At 72.2% G+C, this 15,574-nt stretch carries 14 protein-coding genes; 8 read left to right on the top strand and 6 right to left on the bottom strand.

Annotated features, from left to right (window positions below; all coding sequences use genetic code 11):
* Positions 1-33 precede the first annotated feature (33 nt).
* The 6 genes from AAH991_RS07895 to AAH991_RS07920 all read right to left on the bottom strand — a co-directional run bounded on the left by AAH991_RS07895 (position 34) and on the right by AAH991_RS07920 (position 5,854).
* Complete coding sequence (locus AAH991_RS07895) at positions 34-1,218, bottom strand: ABC transporter permease (RefSeq protein ID WP_346225079.1); 1,185 nt, start codon at positions 1,216-1,218, stop codon at positions 34-36.
* Complete coding sequence (locus AAH991_RS07900) at positions 1,215-1,997, bottom strand: ABC transporter ATP-binding protein (protein WP_346225080.1); 783 nt, start codon at positions 1,995-1,997, stop codon at positions 1,215-1,217. The genes AAH991_RS07895 and AAH991_RS07900 overlap by 4 nt, the downstream gene beginning before the upstream one ends.
* Positions 1,994-3,391, bottom strand: a complete 1,398-nt coding sequence (locus AAH991_RS07905) for an efflux RND transporter periplasmic adaptor subunit (protein WP_346225081.1) — start codon at positions 3,389-3,391, stop codon at positions 1,994-1,996. The genes AAH991_RS07900 and AAH991_RS07905 overlap by 4 nt, the downstream gene beginning before the upstream one ends.
* A gap of 95 nt (positions 3,392-3,486) precedes the next feature.
* Entirely contained in the window at positions 3,487-4,281 is a 795-nt protein-coding gene (proC, locus tag AAH991_RS07910) for a pyrroline-5-carboxylate reductase (RefSeq protein ID WP_346225082.1), read from the bottom strand.
* Positions 4,282-4,364: 83 nt separating this feature from the next.
* The gene (locus tag AAH991_RS07915) at positions 4,365-5,129 is read right to left on the bottom strand and encodes an ABC transporter permease (RefSeq protein ID WP_346225083.1); all 765 of its coding nucleotides are present in this window, start codon (positions 5,127-5,129) and stop codon (positions 4,365-4,367) included.
* Entirely contained in the window at positions 5,126-5,854 is a 729-nt protein-coding gene (locus tag AAH991_RS07920) for an ABC transporter ATP-binding protein (protein ID WP_346225084.1), read from the bottom strand. Before AAH991_RS07920 ends, AAH991_RS07915 begins: the two co-directional genes overlap by 4 nt.
* A 154-nt stretch (positions 5,855-6,008) precedes the next feature.
* On the opposite strand from AAH991_RS07920, the gene AAH991_RS07925 reads away from it, so the two are divergent.
* The 8 genes from AAH991_RS07925 to AAH991_RS07960 all read left to right on the top strand — a co-directional run bounded on the left by AAH991_RS07925 (position 6,009) and on the right by AAH991_RS07960 (position 15,477).
* Entirely contained in the window at positions 6,009-6,518 is a 510-nt protein-coding gene (locus tag AAH991_RS07925) for a GNAT family N-acetyltransferase (RefSeq protein WP_346225085.1), read from the top strand.
* A 74-nt stretch (positions 6,519-6,592) separates the two neighbouring features.
* The gene (locus tag AAH991_RS07930) at positions 6,593-7,120 is read left to right on the top strand and encodes a hypothetical protein (protein ID WP_346225086.1); all 528 of its coding nucleotides are present in this window, start codon (positions 6,593-6,595) and stop codon (positions 7,118-7,120) included.
* A 192-nt stretch (positions 7,121-7,312) separates the two neighbouring features.
* Positions 7,313-9,178 carry a molecular chaperone DnaK gene (gene dnaK, locus AAH991_RS07935; protein WP_346225087.1) on the top strand — a complete coding sequence of 622 codons (1,866 nt, stop codon included), beginning with the start codon at positions 7,313-7,315 and terminating at the stop codon, positions 9,176-9,178.
* Complete coding sequence (gene grpE / locus AAH991_RS07940; RefSeq protein WP_346225088.1) at positions 9,175-9,816, top strand: nucleotide exchange factor GrpE; 642 nt, start codon at positions 9,175-9,177, stop codon at positions 9,814-9,816. Before dnaK ends, grpE begins: the two co-directional genes overlap by 4 nt.
* 125 nt (positions 9,817-9,941) lie before the next feature.
* Complete coding sequence (gene dnaJ / locus AAH991_RS07945) at positions 9,942-11,126, top strand: molecular chaperone DnaJ (RefSeq protein WP_346225089.1); 1,185 nt, start codon at positions 9,942-9,944, stop codon at positions 11,124-11,126.
* Positions 11,127-11,130: 4 nt separating this feature from the next.
* A complete protein-coding gene (locus AAH991_RS07950; protein WP_142563365.1) occupies positions 11,131-11,478 on the top strand; it encodes a heat shock protein transcriptional repressor HspR in 348 nt (115 codons plus the stop codon).
* Positions 11,479-11,501: 23 nt separating this feature from the next.
* The gene (clpB, locus tag AAH991_RS07955) at positions 11,502-14,093 is read left to right on the top strand and encodes an ATP-dependent chaperone ClpB (protein WP_346225090.1); all 2,592 of its coding nucleotides are present in this window, start codon (positions 11,502-11,504) and stop codon (positions 14,091-14,093) included.
* Between the two features lie 97 nt (positions 14,094-14,190).
* Positions 14,191-15,477, top strand: coding sequence for a hypothetical protein (locus tag AAH991_RS07960; RefSeq protein WP_346225091.1), 1,287 nt, complete (start codon positions 14,191-14,193; stop codon positions 15,475-15,477).
* Positions 15,478-15,574 lie beyond the last annotated feature (97 nt).

Genomic DNA, 15,574 nt, shown 5'->3' on the forward strand with positions numbered 1-15,574 from the left:
GACGTCGATCCGCGTCGGCCCTCGCCGGTGGACTCAGTCTGCGCGGAGGGCGACGACGGGGTCGAGCCCGGCCGCGCGCCGGGCGGGGGCCACGCCGAAGAAGACGCCCACGGCCGCGGAGACCCCGAAGGCGAGCGCGATCGACCACCAGGTGATCGACGCGGGCACCGGCGAGACCGTCCGGATCAGCAGTGCCCCGCCGACGCCGGTCAGGATGCCGATCACGCCGCCGATCGTGGTCAGCAGCACGGCCTCGATCAGGAACTGCCCGAGGATGTCCCGGCCGCGGGCGCCGAGCGCCTTGCGCAGGCCGATCTCCTTGGTCCGCTCCCTGACGCTGACCAGCATGATGTTGGACACGCCGACGCCGCCGACCAGCAGTGAGATCCCCGCGATGGCCGCCAGCACGCCGGTCAGCATGCCGAGGACCGTGCCGATCGTGCCGAGGAGCTGGGTCTGCGTGACGGCGGAGAACCTCTCCCCCGGGTAGCGGGCGTCCAGGGCGGCCACGACCCGCTGCCGCAGCGGTTCGATCTCGTCCGGTCCGGAGGCGCCGACGGCGATGCCGTTGATCCTCGGCAGCCCGATCAGCCGCTGGGCGGTGGTGACCGGCAGGTGCACCTCCTGGTCCCGCGCCACCCCGAACGTGGACCCGACGGTCTCGTAGACGCCGATCACCCGGAACCGCACCCCGGCGATCGTGACCTGGCGGCCGATCGGGTCGACGTCGCCGAACAGCTTGGCCGCGACCTCCGCGCCGAGGATCGCCACCCGCCGCCGCGTGTCCACGTCGGTCTCGGTGAGGTAGCGGCCCCGGCGCAGCGGGCGGTCGAACACGTGGGGCATGTTCTCGTCCGTCCCGGTCAGCGTCGCGAACACCTCCACGCGCCCCACCCGGACCGGCTCGCCGGAGTTCACCGCCACCGTCACCTTCGACGGGTCGCCGACCACGCGCCGCACGTACGCGACGTCCGCCAGGTCGAGGCGGCTCTGCGTGGGGGCCGCGCCCAGCCCCACCTGGCCGGGGACCACGAGGATGATGTTGCTGCCGAGCCCCGCGATCTCGCTTTCCACGGCGTTCTTGGCGCCGGTGCCGACGGCGACGAGGATCACGACCGAGAGCACGCCGATGATCACGCCGAGCATGGTCAGCATGCTGCGCAGCCGGTTGACCCGCAGCGCCTCGACCGCCAGCCGCAGCGCCTCGGCGGTCCTCACGCGTCCGCCCCCGCCGTGTCCGTGTCCGTCTCGGCTGTGTCCGTCTCGGCTGTGTCCGCCTCCGCTGTGTCCGCCTCCGTTGTGTCCGCCTCCACCCTGCCGTCGCGTACGCGGATCTGACGGCGGGCGCGGGCGGCGACCTCTACGTCGTGGGTGACGAGGACGACGGCGACGCCGCTCTCGTTGAGCCGTTCGAGCAGGCCCATCACCTCCTCGCCGTTGCGGGTGTCGAGGTTGCCGGTCGGCTCGTCGGCGAGCACCACCCGGGGGTCGCCCACCAGCGCGCGGGCGACCGCCACCCGCTGCTGCTCGCCGCCGGACATCTGGGACGGCCGGTGCGTGAGCCGGTGACCGAGCCCGACCGCCTCCAGCGCCGCCCGTGCTCGCTCCCTGCGCTCGGCCCGGGGCACGCCCCGGTAGACCAGCGGCAGCGCCACGTTGTCGAGGGCGGACGTGCGGGCCAGCAGGTGGAACGACTGGAACACGAAGCCGATCGTGCGGTTGCGCAGATCGGCCAGCCCGGCGTCGTCGAGCGTCGCCACGTCGGCTCCGTCCACCCGCAGCGTGCCCGAGCTCGGCCGGTCGAGGCAGCCGAGCAGGTGCATGAGCGTCGACTTGCCCGAGCCGGACGGTCCCACGATCGCCGCGAACTCCCCCTGCCCGATGCGCAGGTCCACCCCCCGCAGCGCGTCGACCAGCACTCCTCCGTCCAGACGGTAGGAGCGGGTGAGGCCGATCGCCTCGAACGCCGGCGCTCCCGCGCCCTCGTCGCGGCTCACGACAGGGACTGGCCGGGGCGTACGGCGTCGGCGCCCCTGACCACCACCTGCTCGCCCGCGGACACCCCGCTCAGGATCTCCACGACCGCGTCGCCCTGCGCGCCCAGCCGCACGACCCGCCGCTCCGCCCTGCCGCCGCGCACCGCCCACACGATCGTCTCCCGGCCACTCGTCACGATCGCCGACGCGGGCACGGCGGTCGCGTTCTCCGACCGTCGTACGGCCAGCCGCACGACGGCGCTCATTCCCGGCTTGGGCGCGGGGGCCGCGCCGCCGTCGTCGTAGGAGCCCCGGCCCAGTCGTAGCCGTACGGGATAGCTGACGCCGCCGGTCGCGCCCTCCTTGGGCGTGACCCCGACGCCCGTCACGGTGGCGGTGTAGGTCCCGCCGGTCACCGCGTCGAACTCGGCCTCGGCCCGCGTGCCCTCGCGGACCAGCAGCACGTCGGTCTCGTCCACGTCGGCGGACAGCGTGAGCACGGACACGTCGGTCACCGTGGCGATCGGGTCTCCGGCGGCCACCGGGACGCCGGTGGCGATCGTCCCGCCGGAACGGCCCGCGGGAGCGGCCGCCGCCGCTCCCGCCTGACCCGCCAGCCCGGCCGGCAGCTGCGAGACCAGCGCGCCGAGGCCGGCCGCGCCGCCAGCGGACGACGCGCCGCCGAGCGTGACCACCCCGCCGAAGGGCGCCCTGACGACCAGGGCGTCCACGGTCTGCTCGGCCGCGCGCACGGCCGCCCTGGTCTGGGACCTCGACGCCGCCCGCAGCGACTCCATCGACGCGCTCAGCCCGCTCAGCCCCGCACTGACCTGGCCGCTCACCTGCGACAGGCTCCGGCCGACCGAGCGGGTGAGCCCGTCGAGCACCTCGCCCAGCGCCCGGCGCTGCGCTCGCTGACGCCGCTCGGCGGCGTCGATGGCGGCCAGCAGCCGGGTCCGGGCCGTGCGGTCGCCGATCGACCTGGCGGCCTTCCTCGCCCGGGCGAAGGACCGGGCGACGTGGGCGTCGAGCGAGGCGGGCAGGCGCAAGGGCGGCAGCCGTACGCTCGCCGGGGACCCGCCCGCGCCGCCGAAGGAGACCGGGCGGGCGGCCTGCCGGTCGGCCTTCCGCGCGGCCGAAAGCTGCTGCCTGGCCTGGGGAGAGCTGATCCTGGCGAGGATCTGGCCCTTCTTCACCGTGTCGCCGTCCTGGACGTACAGGCGGGCGACCGTGCCCGGGGCGGGGGCGGTCAGCGTGGCCGTCGCACGCGCGCCCACCGTCGCCGGGGCCTCGACGACCTCGCTGACGGTGGTCCTGGTGACCGTAGCCACCTGGGTTTTCCGGGGTTCCGGCGACGAGCACCCGGCGGCGAGCAGAACGGCGAGAAGCGGGATGATCCCGCGACGGGACACCACCGGCCAATGGTAAAGCGATGGTCGACGTCCGTCCCGGAGACGCCGGTCCGGCGCGGAAACCGGTATGTCAGCCGGCGGCGCGGAACCGCCGTATGTCAGCCGGCGGCGAGGCGGCGGCTGCGCTCGCAGGCGGCCTCGATCGCGTCGAGGAACGCGGCCCGCACCTTGTGGCGCTCCAGCTCGGCGATGGCGGCGATCGTGGTCCCTCCGGGCGAGGTCACGCCCTCGCGCAGGATCACCGGGTGCTCCCCGGAGTCGCGCAGCATGATCGCGGCGCCGACGATCGACTGGGTGACCATGTCGAGAGCGGCGGCGCGCGGCATGCCCAGCAGGATGCCGGCGTCGACCATGGCCTCGACCAGGTAGAAGAAGTACGCCGGGCCGCTGCCGGACAGCGCGGTGGCGGCGTCCTGCTGCTTCTCGGGGATGCGCAGCACCTTGCCCACCGGGCTGAGCAGCGCCTCGGTGCGCTTGAGGTGCTCCTCGGAGGCGTGGGCCCCGGCCGAGATGACGCTCATGGCCTCGTCGACCAGGACGGGCGTGTTGGACATGACCCGCACGACCGCGACGCCGTCGCCGAGCCGCGCCTCCACGAACGCCGTCGTGATGCCGGCGGCCACCGAGATCACCAGCCGGTCGGCGGCCACGTGCGGGGCGATCTCGGTCAGCAGCGCGTCCATGTCCTGCGGCTTGACCGCGAGGATGATCGTCTCGGCCAGCTTGGCGGCCTCGGCGTTGCCCGCGACCCGCACGCCGTACCGCTCGCGCAGCGCCTCGGCCCGCTCGGGCCTGCGGGCCGTCGCCACGATCTCCTCGGGTCGCAGACCGGCGCGTACCAGCCCGGAGAGCAGGGCCTCGCCCATCTTGCCGGTCCCGAGAATCGCGATCATTCCTGCACCTCTTCTGGGCTCCGCCGGGATCTCCACGCAGCTTACCGACCTCGCGGGACGGAGCCGAACCCGCCGGCCGACGGTCAGGAGGTCCGGCGGCGCAGCGTGGCGGCGCCGAGCAGGAGGGCGAGCACGGCCGACCCCGCCACCACCAGCACGTCGCGCCAGAACTCGCCGCCCGGATCGGCGTCCGCGACCGCGTGCGCCATCGCCTCGATCGCGTACGACATGGGTAACACGTTGGAGATCCATTCGAGCACGGTCGCCATCTGCCCGCGCGGCACGAGGATCCCCCCGAGCAGGATCTGGGGAAGCATGACGATCGGCATGAACTGCACGGCCTGGAACTCCGTACGGGCGAACGCGCTGCACAGCAGACCGAGCGCGGTGCCGAGCAGGGCGTTGAGCAGCGCGACGAGCACCAGCGGCCACAGCGGGCCCGGCAGGTCCAGGCCCAGCCAGGTGAGGGAGACGGCCAGTGCCAGCGCCACCTGGGCGCACGCCGCCAGTCCGAACGCGAGGCCGTACCCGAGGAGGAGGTCGAGCCGGCCGAGCGGCATCGCCATGAGCCGCTCCAGCGTCCCCGACGTGCGCTCGCGCAGGGTGGCGATCGAGGTGATGAGGAACATGACCAGGAAGGGGAAGACGCACAGCAGGATCGGCGCCCAGCGGCCGAAGGCCCGCTCGTCGTCCATCACGTAGTAGAGCAGGATCATCACCAGCGTCGGCACGAGCACCATCAGCGCGACCGTGCGCCGGTCGTGGCGGAGCTGCGTCGTGATCCGCCGGGCCGTGGCGAGGGTGATCGCGACGCTGCGTCCCCTGAATCGCTCGCTCCGCTCGCTCATGCCGCCGCCCTCTCCTCGATCAGGCGCAGGAACGCCTCCTCCAGGTCCGTCGTACGCGTGTGCGCGCGCAGGCCGCCGGGGGTGTCGTCGGCGAGGATCTCCCCCTGGCGCAGCACGATCAGCCGCTCGCACCGCGCCGCCTCGTCCATGACATGGCTGGAGACCAGGATCGTGGTGCCGCCCTCGGCCAGGCGGTGGAAGAGCGTCCACAGCTCCTGCCGCAGCACGGGGTCGAGCCCGACCGTCGGCTCGTCGAGCACGAGCAGTTCCGGACGGCCGAGCAGCGCGACGGCGAGCCCGGCCCGGCCAAGCTGGCCGCCCGAGAGCGTGGACCCGAGCTGGTGGGCGGCGCCGGCGAGCCCGACCTCCGTCAGCACCCGCTCGGGGTCGTCCTTCGGGGCGCCGAGCACGGCTCCGAAGTAGCGCAGGTTCTCCAGCACGGTCAGGTCGCGGTAGACGGCCGGGCTCTGGGTGGAGTAGCCGATCCTGCGCCGCAGGCCCGCGCTTCCGGCCGGCTCGCCGAGCACGCGCACCTCGCCGCCGCCGACGACCTGGACTCCCACGATCGCCCGCATGAGCGTCGTCTTGCCGCAGCCGCTCGGTCCGAGCAGGCCGGTGACCTGTCCCCGGGGCACGTCGAAGGCGAGGCCGTGCAGGACCTCCACCCCGCCCCTGGACACCCGCAGATCCCGTACGGAGATCGCGGGATCCGATAAATTCATCATGTGATGAAATTAGCTTCCGGCGAGACGGCGCGTCAATGCACCGCCCACACCGCCTGCGTGCAGGTGCGCGGACGGCTTCGGCGGGCGCGCGAGCACCTGCATGCTGGAAAAGCGGATTGTCCGCAGGAGCGCCGCATGGGTAACTTCGCGGCCTATGACCCCGACGCTGCGTACCGAACGCCTGCTGCTGGAGCCGTACGCCCCCGAAGACGAGGAAGACTTCGTCACCCTGTTCCAGGACCGGAGAGTGTCGCAGTGGATGGGCGACGGCCCCGCCACCGAGGCGGAGTGCCGCGCCCTGTTCGGACGGATCTTCACGAAGGTCTACGCCCAGGACTCGTTCGACGTCTGGGCCGTCCGCCGGAACGGCCGCTTCGCCGGGCACGCCGAGATCAAGCCGACGGACGTGGCGGACGGCTACGAGATCATCTACGCGCTGGCCCCCGGCATGTGGGGATCGGGCCTGGGGAGAGAACTGGCCCTGGCAATCGTCGCCTACGGCTTCGACGTCCTGGGGCTCACGGAGGTGTACGCCACCGTGGCGGCGCCGAACCTTGCCTCGCTGGCCGTTCTGGACAGGATCGGCTTCGAGCACGTCCGGGACATGACCGAGGACGACGGAGGCGTCACCCGCGTGCTGACGCGCCGCCGGGACGCGCTGTGAGGGCGCGCCTCGGGGCGATGCCCCGGCCGGTGAGGACAGGTGAACCGGGGGCTCTTCACAGCCGTGTAAGGGGCATGAGAAAGCTCTGGCTCGTGGCCCTCCTGTTCCTGGCGGTCGCCTGCGGGGGGACCTCCTCCACCTCGGCCTCACCCGAACAGCCGGACGGCTCCCCCACCGGCGCCGAGGCCGGCCACGGCTCGCCCGCGGCGGCCTCGCCGTCCGGCGCTCCGAGCGGCGCTCCGGGCAGTGCTCCGGGCGGTGCTCCGGGCGGTGCTCCGGGCAGTACTCCGAGCGGCGCCCCCTCTCCGGTGACCCCGGCCGGGCCCACTCTGAACCCGCGCAAGGTGCCGTGGGAGAGTGCGACTCCCACCGGCGACGGCCGGTCCCTGGACGTGGTGTGGTGGTCGGGCGTGGAGCCCTGCAACGTGCTCGACCGCGTCGAGGTGACCGAGACGGCGCGCGAGGTCACCGTCACGCTGTACGAGGGGCAGGACCGGCGCTCGCCCGACGCCATGTGCATCGCGATCGCGGTACTCAAGAGCACGAAGGTGCAGCTCAAGGCACCCCTCGACGGCCGGAAGGTCGTGGACGGCGCCAAGTAGGCCGGACGGGCCGGCGGGGGGCGCCGCCCGCCGCGAAGCAGCGAGGACGGCACGCACGCGATCGGCGATGGCGGGAAGAAATCCGCGCGTTCCAGGGTTGAGCCTCATAGACTCAAGCTGTTTGACAGAGCCCCCACCGGGGCCCCAGTATTTGAGTCTGACCGACTCAACTTTGACTACAAGGACGTACTCATGGCACGTGCGGTAGGTATCGACCTGGGGACGACCAACTCCGTCGTCTCGATCCTCGAGGGCGGCGAGCCCACGGTCATCGCGAACGCTCAGGGCTCGCGGACCACGCCGTCCGTGGTCGCGTTCGCGAAGAACGGAGAGGTTCTCGTCGGCGAGGTCGCCAAGCGGCAGGCGGTCACGAACGTCGACAGGACCATCCGCTCGGTCAAGCGCCACATGGGCACGAACTGGTCGATCGAGATCGACGGCAAGAAGTTCACGCCCCAGCAGATCAGCGCGTTCGTCCTGCAGAAGCTCAAGCAGGACGCGGAGGCGTACCTGGGCGAGAAGATCACCGACGCGGTGATCACCGTCCCGGCGTACTTCAACGACGCCCAGCGGCAGGCCACCAAGGAGGCCGGCCAGATCGCGGGCCTCAACGTGCTGCGCATCATCAACGAGCCCACCTCCGCGGCCCTGGCCTACGGCCTGGACAAGGAGAAGGACCAGACCATCCTGGTCTTCGACCTCGGCGGCGGCACCTTCGACGTGTCCCTGCTCGACGTCGGCCAGGAGGACGGGCACGGGTTCGTCGAGGTCAAGGCCACCAGCGGTGACAACCACCTGGGCGGCGACGACTGGGACCAGCGGGTCGTCGACGAGCTGGTGACCCGTTTCAAGAACGCGCACGGCGTCGACCTGTCCAAGGACAAGATGGCCCTGCAGCGCCTGCGCGAGGCGGCCGAGAAGGCCAAGATCGAGCTGTCGGCCCAGACCGAGACCACGATCAACCTGCCCTACATCACCGCCTCCTCCGAGGGCCCGCTGCACCTGGAGGAGAAGCTGACCCGGGCGGAGTTCCAGCGGATCACCGCCGACCTGCTCGAGCGCTGCAAGGGCCCCTTCAACCAGGTCATCAAGGACGCGGGGATCAAGGTCTCCGACATCGCCCACGTGGTCATGGTCGGCGGCTCCACCCGTATGCCGGCCGTGTCCGACCTGGTCAAGGAGCTGACCGGCGGCAAGGAGCCCAACAAGGGCGTGAACCCGGACGAGGTCGTGGCCATCGGCGCCGCACTCCAGGCCGGCGTCCTCAAGGGCGAGGTCAAGGACGTCCTGCTGCTCGACGTCACCCCGCTGAGCCTCGGCATCGAGACCAAGGGCGGGATCTTCACCAAGATCATCGAGCGGAACACGACGATCCCGACCAAGCGCTCGGAGGTCTTCACCACGGCCGAGGACAACCAGCCGTCGGTGCAGATCCAGGTCTACCAGGGCGAGCGTGAGATCGCGGCGTACAACAAGAAGCTGGCCACCTTCGAGCTGACCGGCATCGCCCCGGCCCCGCGCGGGATTCCGCAGATCGAGGTCACCTTCGACATCGACGCCAACGGCATCGTGAACGTCTCGGCGAAGGACCTCGGCACGGGCAAGGAGCAGTCGATGACCATCACCGGCGGCTCGGCTCTGGGCAAGGACGACATCGAGCGCATGATGCGCGAGGCGGAGTCCTATGCCGAGGAGGACAAGCAGCGCCGCGAGGAGGCCGAGGTCCGCAACAACGCGGACGCCCTGGCCTACCAGACGGAGAAGTTCCTCCGCGAGAACGACGAGAAGGTCCCGGCCGACGTCAAGACCGAGGTCAACGACTCGCTCGCCGAGCTGAAGAAGGCGCTGGAGGGCACCGACATCCCCGCCATCCGCACCGCCGCCGAGAAGCTCGCGACCGTCAGCCAGAAGATGGGCTCGGCGATCTACGCCCAGTCCCAGGCCGGCGCCGAGGGCGCCGCGGCCGACGCGGGCGCGGAGGGCGCGCAGGCGAAGGCCGACGAGGACGTGGTCGAGGCCGAGATCGTCGACGACGAGCGGGAGGGCGGCCGCAAGTGAGCCCGCGTGAGAACGGCTCCGAGGAGGAGCCGGTGATCCGCGACAACCGCAAGATCGACCCGGAGACCGGCAAGGCCCGCGACTCCGCCGGGGACGCCGCCGAGGCGGCCCCCGGGGACGACGGGGCGGAGACGGCGACGGCGCCCGCCGGGGGGTCCGCGACGGACCTGCTCGCCGAGCGCACCGCCGACCTCCAGCGGCTCCAGGCGGAGTTCAGCAACTACCGCAAGCGGGTCGATCGCGACCGGATCGCCGTCAGGGAGCAGGCCGTCGCGAGCGTGCTCACCGAACTGCTGCCGGTGCTCGACGACATCGGTCGCGCCCGCGACCACGGCGAGCTGACCGGGGGCTTCGCGAAGGTGAGCGAATCGCTGGAGGCGGCCGTCGGCAAGCTGGGCCTGACCGCCTACGGCGCGAAGGGCGACCCCTTCGACCCGACCGTGCACGAGGCCCTGCTGCACAGCTATTCGGCGGAGGTGACCGAGCCGACGTGCGTCGAGATCCTCCAGCCCGGCTACCGGGTCAACGACCGGATCCTGCGGGCCGCCCGCGTGGCCGTCGCCGAGCCGAGCGAGGAGACGGCGCCGGAGGAGACGGCGGCCGGCTCCGGCGAGTCCGGCGGGACGGACGAGAACTGAAACCGCGGAGTCTCTCCCGATCGGCGAAGATCGGGAGAGACCCGCGAGGGCGCCCGCGGCGACAGCCGCGGGATCGCCCGCGGGAACACTGATTGACTCCCCCTTTCGTGCGAAGGAAGCGATAGATGAGCACCAAGGACTACTTGGAAAAGGACTACTACGCCGTCCTTGGTGTGCCCAAGACCGCGAGCGCCGAGGAGATCAAGAAGGCGTACCGCAAGCTCGCCCGGCAGTACCACCCCGACGCCAACCCGGGGAACAAGGAGACCGAGGAGAAGTTCAAGGAGGTCTCCGAGGCGTACGACGTGCTGTCCGACGTCAAGCGGCGCAAGGAGTACGACGAGGCGCGCACCCTGTTCGGGTCGGGTGTGGGCGGCTTCGCGGGGGCGGGCGGCCCGCGCGGCGCCGGCGGCGGTTTCAATTTCGACCTCGGCGACCTGTTCGGCGGCTCGGGGTCGGGCGAGCGGATCGGGGACCTGTTCGGGGGGCTGTTCAACCGGGGCGGCGCGGGCACGGGCACGGGCACGCGCACGACCAGTGCCCGGCCCCGGCGCGGCCAGGACGTCGAATCGGAGGTGACGCTCGCCTTCGGCGAGGCGGTCGACGGCACGACCGTGTCACTCCGGCTCACCAGTTCGGCCGCCTGCACCGCCTGCGGCGGCACGGGGGCCAAGGCAGGCACCACGCCACGGGTCTGCCCGACCTGCGAGGGAACCGGGGCGGCCAGCCGCAACCTCGGCAACTTCGCCTTCTCGGAGCCGTGCCGCGACTGCCGCGGCCGGGGCCTGGTGGTCGACGACCCCTGCCCCGTCTGCGACGGCAGCGGGCGCGGCAAGAGCACCCGTACGATCCAGGCCCGCATCCCGGCCGGGGTCGGCGACGGCCAGCGCATCAGGATCAAGGGCAAGGGCGCGCCCGGTGAAAACGGCGGCCCGGCCGGCGACCTCTACGTGCTGGTCCACGTCAAGCCGCACCCCGTGTTCGGGCGCAGCGGGGAGAACCTGACCGTCACGGTCCCCGTCACCTTCCCCGAGGCCGCGCTCGGCGCCGAGATCAAGGTGCCGACTCTCCGGGGGATGCCGGTGACCCTGCGCATTCCCGAGGGGACGCCCAACGGGCGGACGTTCCGGGTGCGCGGCAGGGGGGCCTCCCGCAAGGACGGCACGAAGGGCGACCTGCTGGTCACCGTGCAGGTCGCGGTGCCCCAGAACCTCGACGACAAGGCCCGCGCGGCCCTCGAGGAGTTCAGGAACGCCACGGAGGGCCCGGACCTTCGCGAAGAGCTGATCAAGCAGGCCAGAAGCGAGTGAGCCGATGGATGCCAGGTTTTTCGACATCTCCGACGACACCCCCGTTTATGTGATCTCCGTAGCCGCCCAGCTGTCCGGGCTGCACCCGCAGACGTTGCGGCAGTACGACCGGCTCGGCCTCGTCAGCCCCGGTCGTACGGCCGGGCGGGGGCGGCTGTACTCGACAAGGGACATCGTGCTCCTGCGCGAGGTCCAGCGGCTCTCCCAGGAGCACGGCATCAACCTCGCCGGCATCAAGCGCATTCTCGAACTCGAAACCGAGAACATGCGCCTGCGCGAGGAGGTCACCCGGCTCAGGGGTGAGCTCACGATGTTGCGGGCACTGGTCCGCTACGAACTGCCACCTGCCTGACCGGCGAAACGAGGCATTCACATATGGACTACAAGCTCACCCAGAAGAGCCAGGAGGCCCTGTCCGCGGCCGTCCGGCGCGCCGCGGCGGACGGCAACCCCGAGGTCGCGCCCGCGCACCTGCTGACGACCCTGCTGGCACAGAACGGCGGCATCGCCGGGTCGCTGCTGCAGGCCGTCGGGGCGGACCCCCGGCGGCTGCGCGCCCAGGCCGAGGAGCTGCTCGAGCGGCTGCCCAAGGCGCAGGGCTCCACCGTGAGCGCGCCGTCCAGCTCGCGCCAGCTGCTGACCGTCCTCAACACCGCCGCACAGCGGGCCAAGCAGCTCGAGGACGAGTACGTCTCGACCGAGCACCTGCTGGTCGGGCTCGCCGCCGACGGCGGGCAGGTCGCCGACCTGCTGAAGGCCGCGGGCGCCACTCCCGACGCGCTGCTCGAGGCGTTCGAGAAGGTCCGCGGGCACGCCAGGGTGACCAGCGAGACCCCCGAAGACACCTACCAGGCGCTGGAGAAGTACGGCGTCGACCTCACCGAGCGGGCGCGGTCCGGCAAGCTCGACCCGGTGATCGGCCGCGACAGTGAGATCCGCCGGGTCATCCAGGTGCTGTCGCGCCGCACCAAGAACAACCCCGTGCTGATCGGCGAGCCCGGTGTCGGCAAGACCGCCGTCGTCGAGGGCCTCGCCCAGCGGATCGTCGCCGGCGACGTGCCCGAGAGCCTGCGCAACAAGCGCCTGGTCGCGCTCGACCTCGGCGCGATGGTCGCGGGTGCGAAGTATCGCGGCGAGTTCGAGGAACGCCTCAAGGCCGTGCTCACCGAGATCAAGGAGAGCAACGGCCAGATCGTGACGTTCATCGACGAGCTGCACACGATGGTGGGCGCGGGCGCCGCCGAGGGCGCGATGGACGCCGGCAACATGCTCAAGCCCATGCTGGCCCGCGGTGAGCTGCGCATGATCGGCGCCACCACGCTCGACGAGTACCGCGAGCGCATCGAGAAGGACCCGGCCCTGGAGCGGCGGTTCCAGCAGGTCTACGTGGGCGAGCCGACGGTCGAGGACACGATCGCGATCCTGCGCGGGCTCAAGGGCCGCTACGAGGCGCACCACCAGGTGCAGATCTCCGACAGCGCACTGGTCGCCGCCGCCACGCTCTCCGACCGGTACATCACGGCGCGGTTCCTCCCCGACAAGGCGATCGACCTCGTGGACGAGTCCATGTCGCGGCTGCGCATGGAGATCGACTCGCGGCCGGTGGAGATCGACCAGCTCCAGCGGAGCGTGGACCGCCTCAAGATGGAGGAGCTCGCGCTCGCCAAGGAGACCGACGAGGCCAGCCGCCAGCGCCTGGAGAAGCTCCGCGAGGAGCTGGCCAACCGGCAGGAGGACCTCAACGCCCTGGTCAGCCGGTGGGAGCGGGAGAAGGCCGGTCTCAACAAGGTCGGCGAGCTGAAAAAGCAGCTCGACGAGGCGCGCGGCGCGGCCGAGCGGGCCCAGCGCGACGGCGACTTCGAGGCCGCGTCCCGGCTCATGTACGGCGACGTCCCCCGCCTGGAGAAGGAGCTCGCGGAGGCGACCAAGGCCGCCGAGACGGCGGAGGCCGAGGCCGAGCCCATGGTGAAGGAGGAGGTGGGCCCCGACGACATCGCCGAGGTCATCTCCTCGTGGACCGGCATTCCCGCGGGACGGCTGCTCGAGGGCGAGACCGCCAAGCTGCTGCGGATGGAGGACGAGCTGGGCAGGCGCCTGATCGGCCAGAGCGAGGCGGTCCAGGCCGTCTCCGACGCCGTACGGCGGGCGCGGGCCGGCATCGCCGACCCCGACCGGCCCACCGGCTCGTTCCTGTTCCTCGGCCCGACCGGCGTCGGCAAGACCGAGCTGGCCAAGGCGCTCGCCGAGTTCCTGTTCGACGACGAGCGGGCGATGACCCGCATCGACATGAGCGAGTACAGCGAGAAGCACAGCGTGGCCCGCCTGGTCGGCGCGCCGCCCGGATACGTCGGCTACGAGGAGGGCGGCCAGCTCACCGAGGCCGTGCGGCGCAGGCCCTACACCGTGGTGCTGCTCGACGAGATCGAGAAGGCCCACCCGGAGGTCTTCGACATCCTGCTCCAGGTGCTCGACGACGGCCGGCTCACCGACGGGCAGGGCCGGACGGTCGACTTCCGCAACACGATCCTGATCCTCACCTCGAACATCGGCTCGCAGTTCCTCGTGGATCCCACGATGGAGAACCAGGCCAAGCGCGACGCCGTGATGAACGCGGTGCGGGCCTCGTTCAAGCCCGAGTTCCTCAACCGGCTCGACGACATCATCGTGTTCGACGCGCTGGGCACCGAGGAGCTGTCGCAGATCGTGGACCTGCAGGTCACCCGGCTCGCCCGGCGCCTGTCCGACCGGCGGCTCACGCTGACCGTCACCCCCGCGGCCCGCGACTGGCTCGCGCTCACCGGCTACGACCCGTTGTACGGTGCGCGCCCGCTGCGCCGCCTGATCCAGTCGGCGATCGGCGACCGGCTCGCCAAGGAGCTGCTGTCGGGGACCATCCGGGACGGTGACGAGGTAATCGTCGACTTTGACGAGGCAGGCGACACGCTGACGATCCGGGCCGTTCGGTAAGGTCTTTCCCACCATTGGGGCAAGCGCGCCCCGCCCTTCCCCCTCGCTGCTACGTTCGGCGTTCGTCGGACTACCGTACGCGATCAGGGGGACGTGGATGTCCAGGACATCACGAAGTATTCGAGGGCGGTGCGTCGCGCTTGCGGCGGTCACGGCCGGAGTGAGCTGGCTGACCGGGGGCGCGGCGATGGCGAAGGACGGCGCGCTGGCCGACGCCTGCCGGACTCAGAGCGGCGACGTCACAGGCCGCGACGTCACAGGCCGCGGCGTCATGGACCGTGACGTCCCGGGCCGCGACGCCACGGGCGGGCTGACCACCCTCGCTCCGGCGGCGGGCGTGCTGAGCATCGCCGACGCGGCCGGAGCGGCCGCCGGTCAGGGACGCAACTCCCTGCCTACCGCCCCCGCCACGACCACGCGGTCCGTCCCGGCGGCGCTGCCGGCCGTGCCCGGCCCCCGCACCCTGCCGGCCGTGCCGGGTCCCCGTACGCTGCCGGGTGCGATGACCGGCGCGGCTCCCGCCGCGGCCAAGGCCGCACCCGCCGTCCCCGCGGCGGACGCCAAGACCCTGTTCCCGGCCAGGAGCACCGTGCCCCTCCTCGCCGTCGCCCCGGCCAAGCCGAGCGCCGCGAACGCCTGCGCTCCCCAGGCGCTGCGAACCGCGCCGGCCGCACATGAGCGGGAGCACCCCGCCACGCAGGGGCACCCGAAGAAGGGCCACCGGAATCCGAAGCCGGAGGGCGAACCGGCGGGCGCCCCGTCCCGCGACGACGCGGCCCGCGGCACGCTGCCCCATAATCCGGGGGCACAGAACCCGGGGGCGCAGAACCCGGGGGCGCAGAACACCTCACCGCGCAGGCCGGAGGCACGCAAGCCGGGAGCGCAGAAGCCGGATGCGCAGAACCAGGGCACGCAGGGCACTCTGACGCCCGAGGGCGTCTCCAACAGCAACAGTTCGCAGAGCGCCGCCTCGGGCCAGGAGCAGAGCACGCGGACCTTCCCGGCGCGGGACCGCCGCCACCGCAAGGGGCACCATCCCCACAAGCCGGGGCTCGTGCCGCCGGCGCAGGCCACGAACCAGGCGGGTCAGGCCGGCCGGCCGGCGACCGGCACGCGCAACGCCTCCCTGCCGGAGGGCGAGCGCAAGAAGGGGGCCAAGGACAGGCGTCAACGGCACGACGGCGTACGGGGGACCGCTCCGGTCGTGCGGCCCGACGCCGCCGACGGCCGGCACGTGCCGCGGATGCAGCCGCGCGAGTACCCCAAGGCGGCCGCGCGCGGGCAGAACGGCGACATCACCGCACCGGCCGCCCTCACCAAGGCGACGGGCACGCGCGCGGTGACCGACCTGGCCACCGCGACCGGCAAGAAACTCCTGCCCTAACCCGCCGTACGTCCCGGGCGGGACGGGCGAAGACGGCGGCCTGCGGCCCGGGTTCGACGGCCGGGCCGTCGCCCCGCCCCCACCCGGCTTCACCCCG

Source organism: Microbispora sp. ZYX-F-249 (genome assembly GCF_039649665.1).
In the GTDB taxonomy this organism is placed as follows: Bacteria; Actinomycetota; Actinomycetes; order Streptosporangiales; family Streptosporangiaceae; genus Microbispora; species Microbispora maris.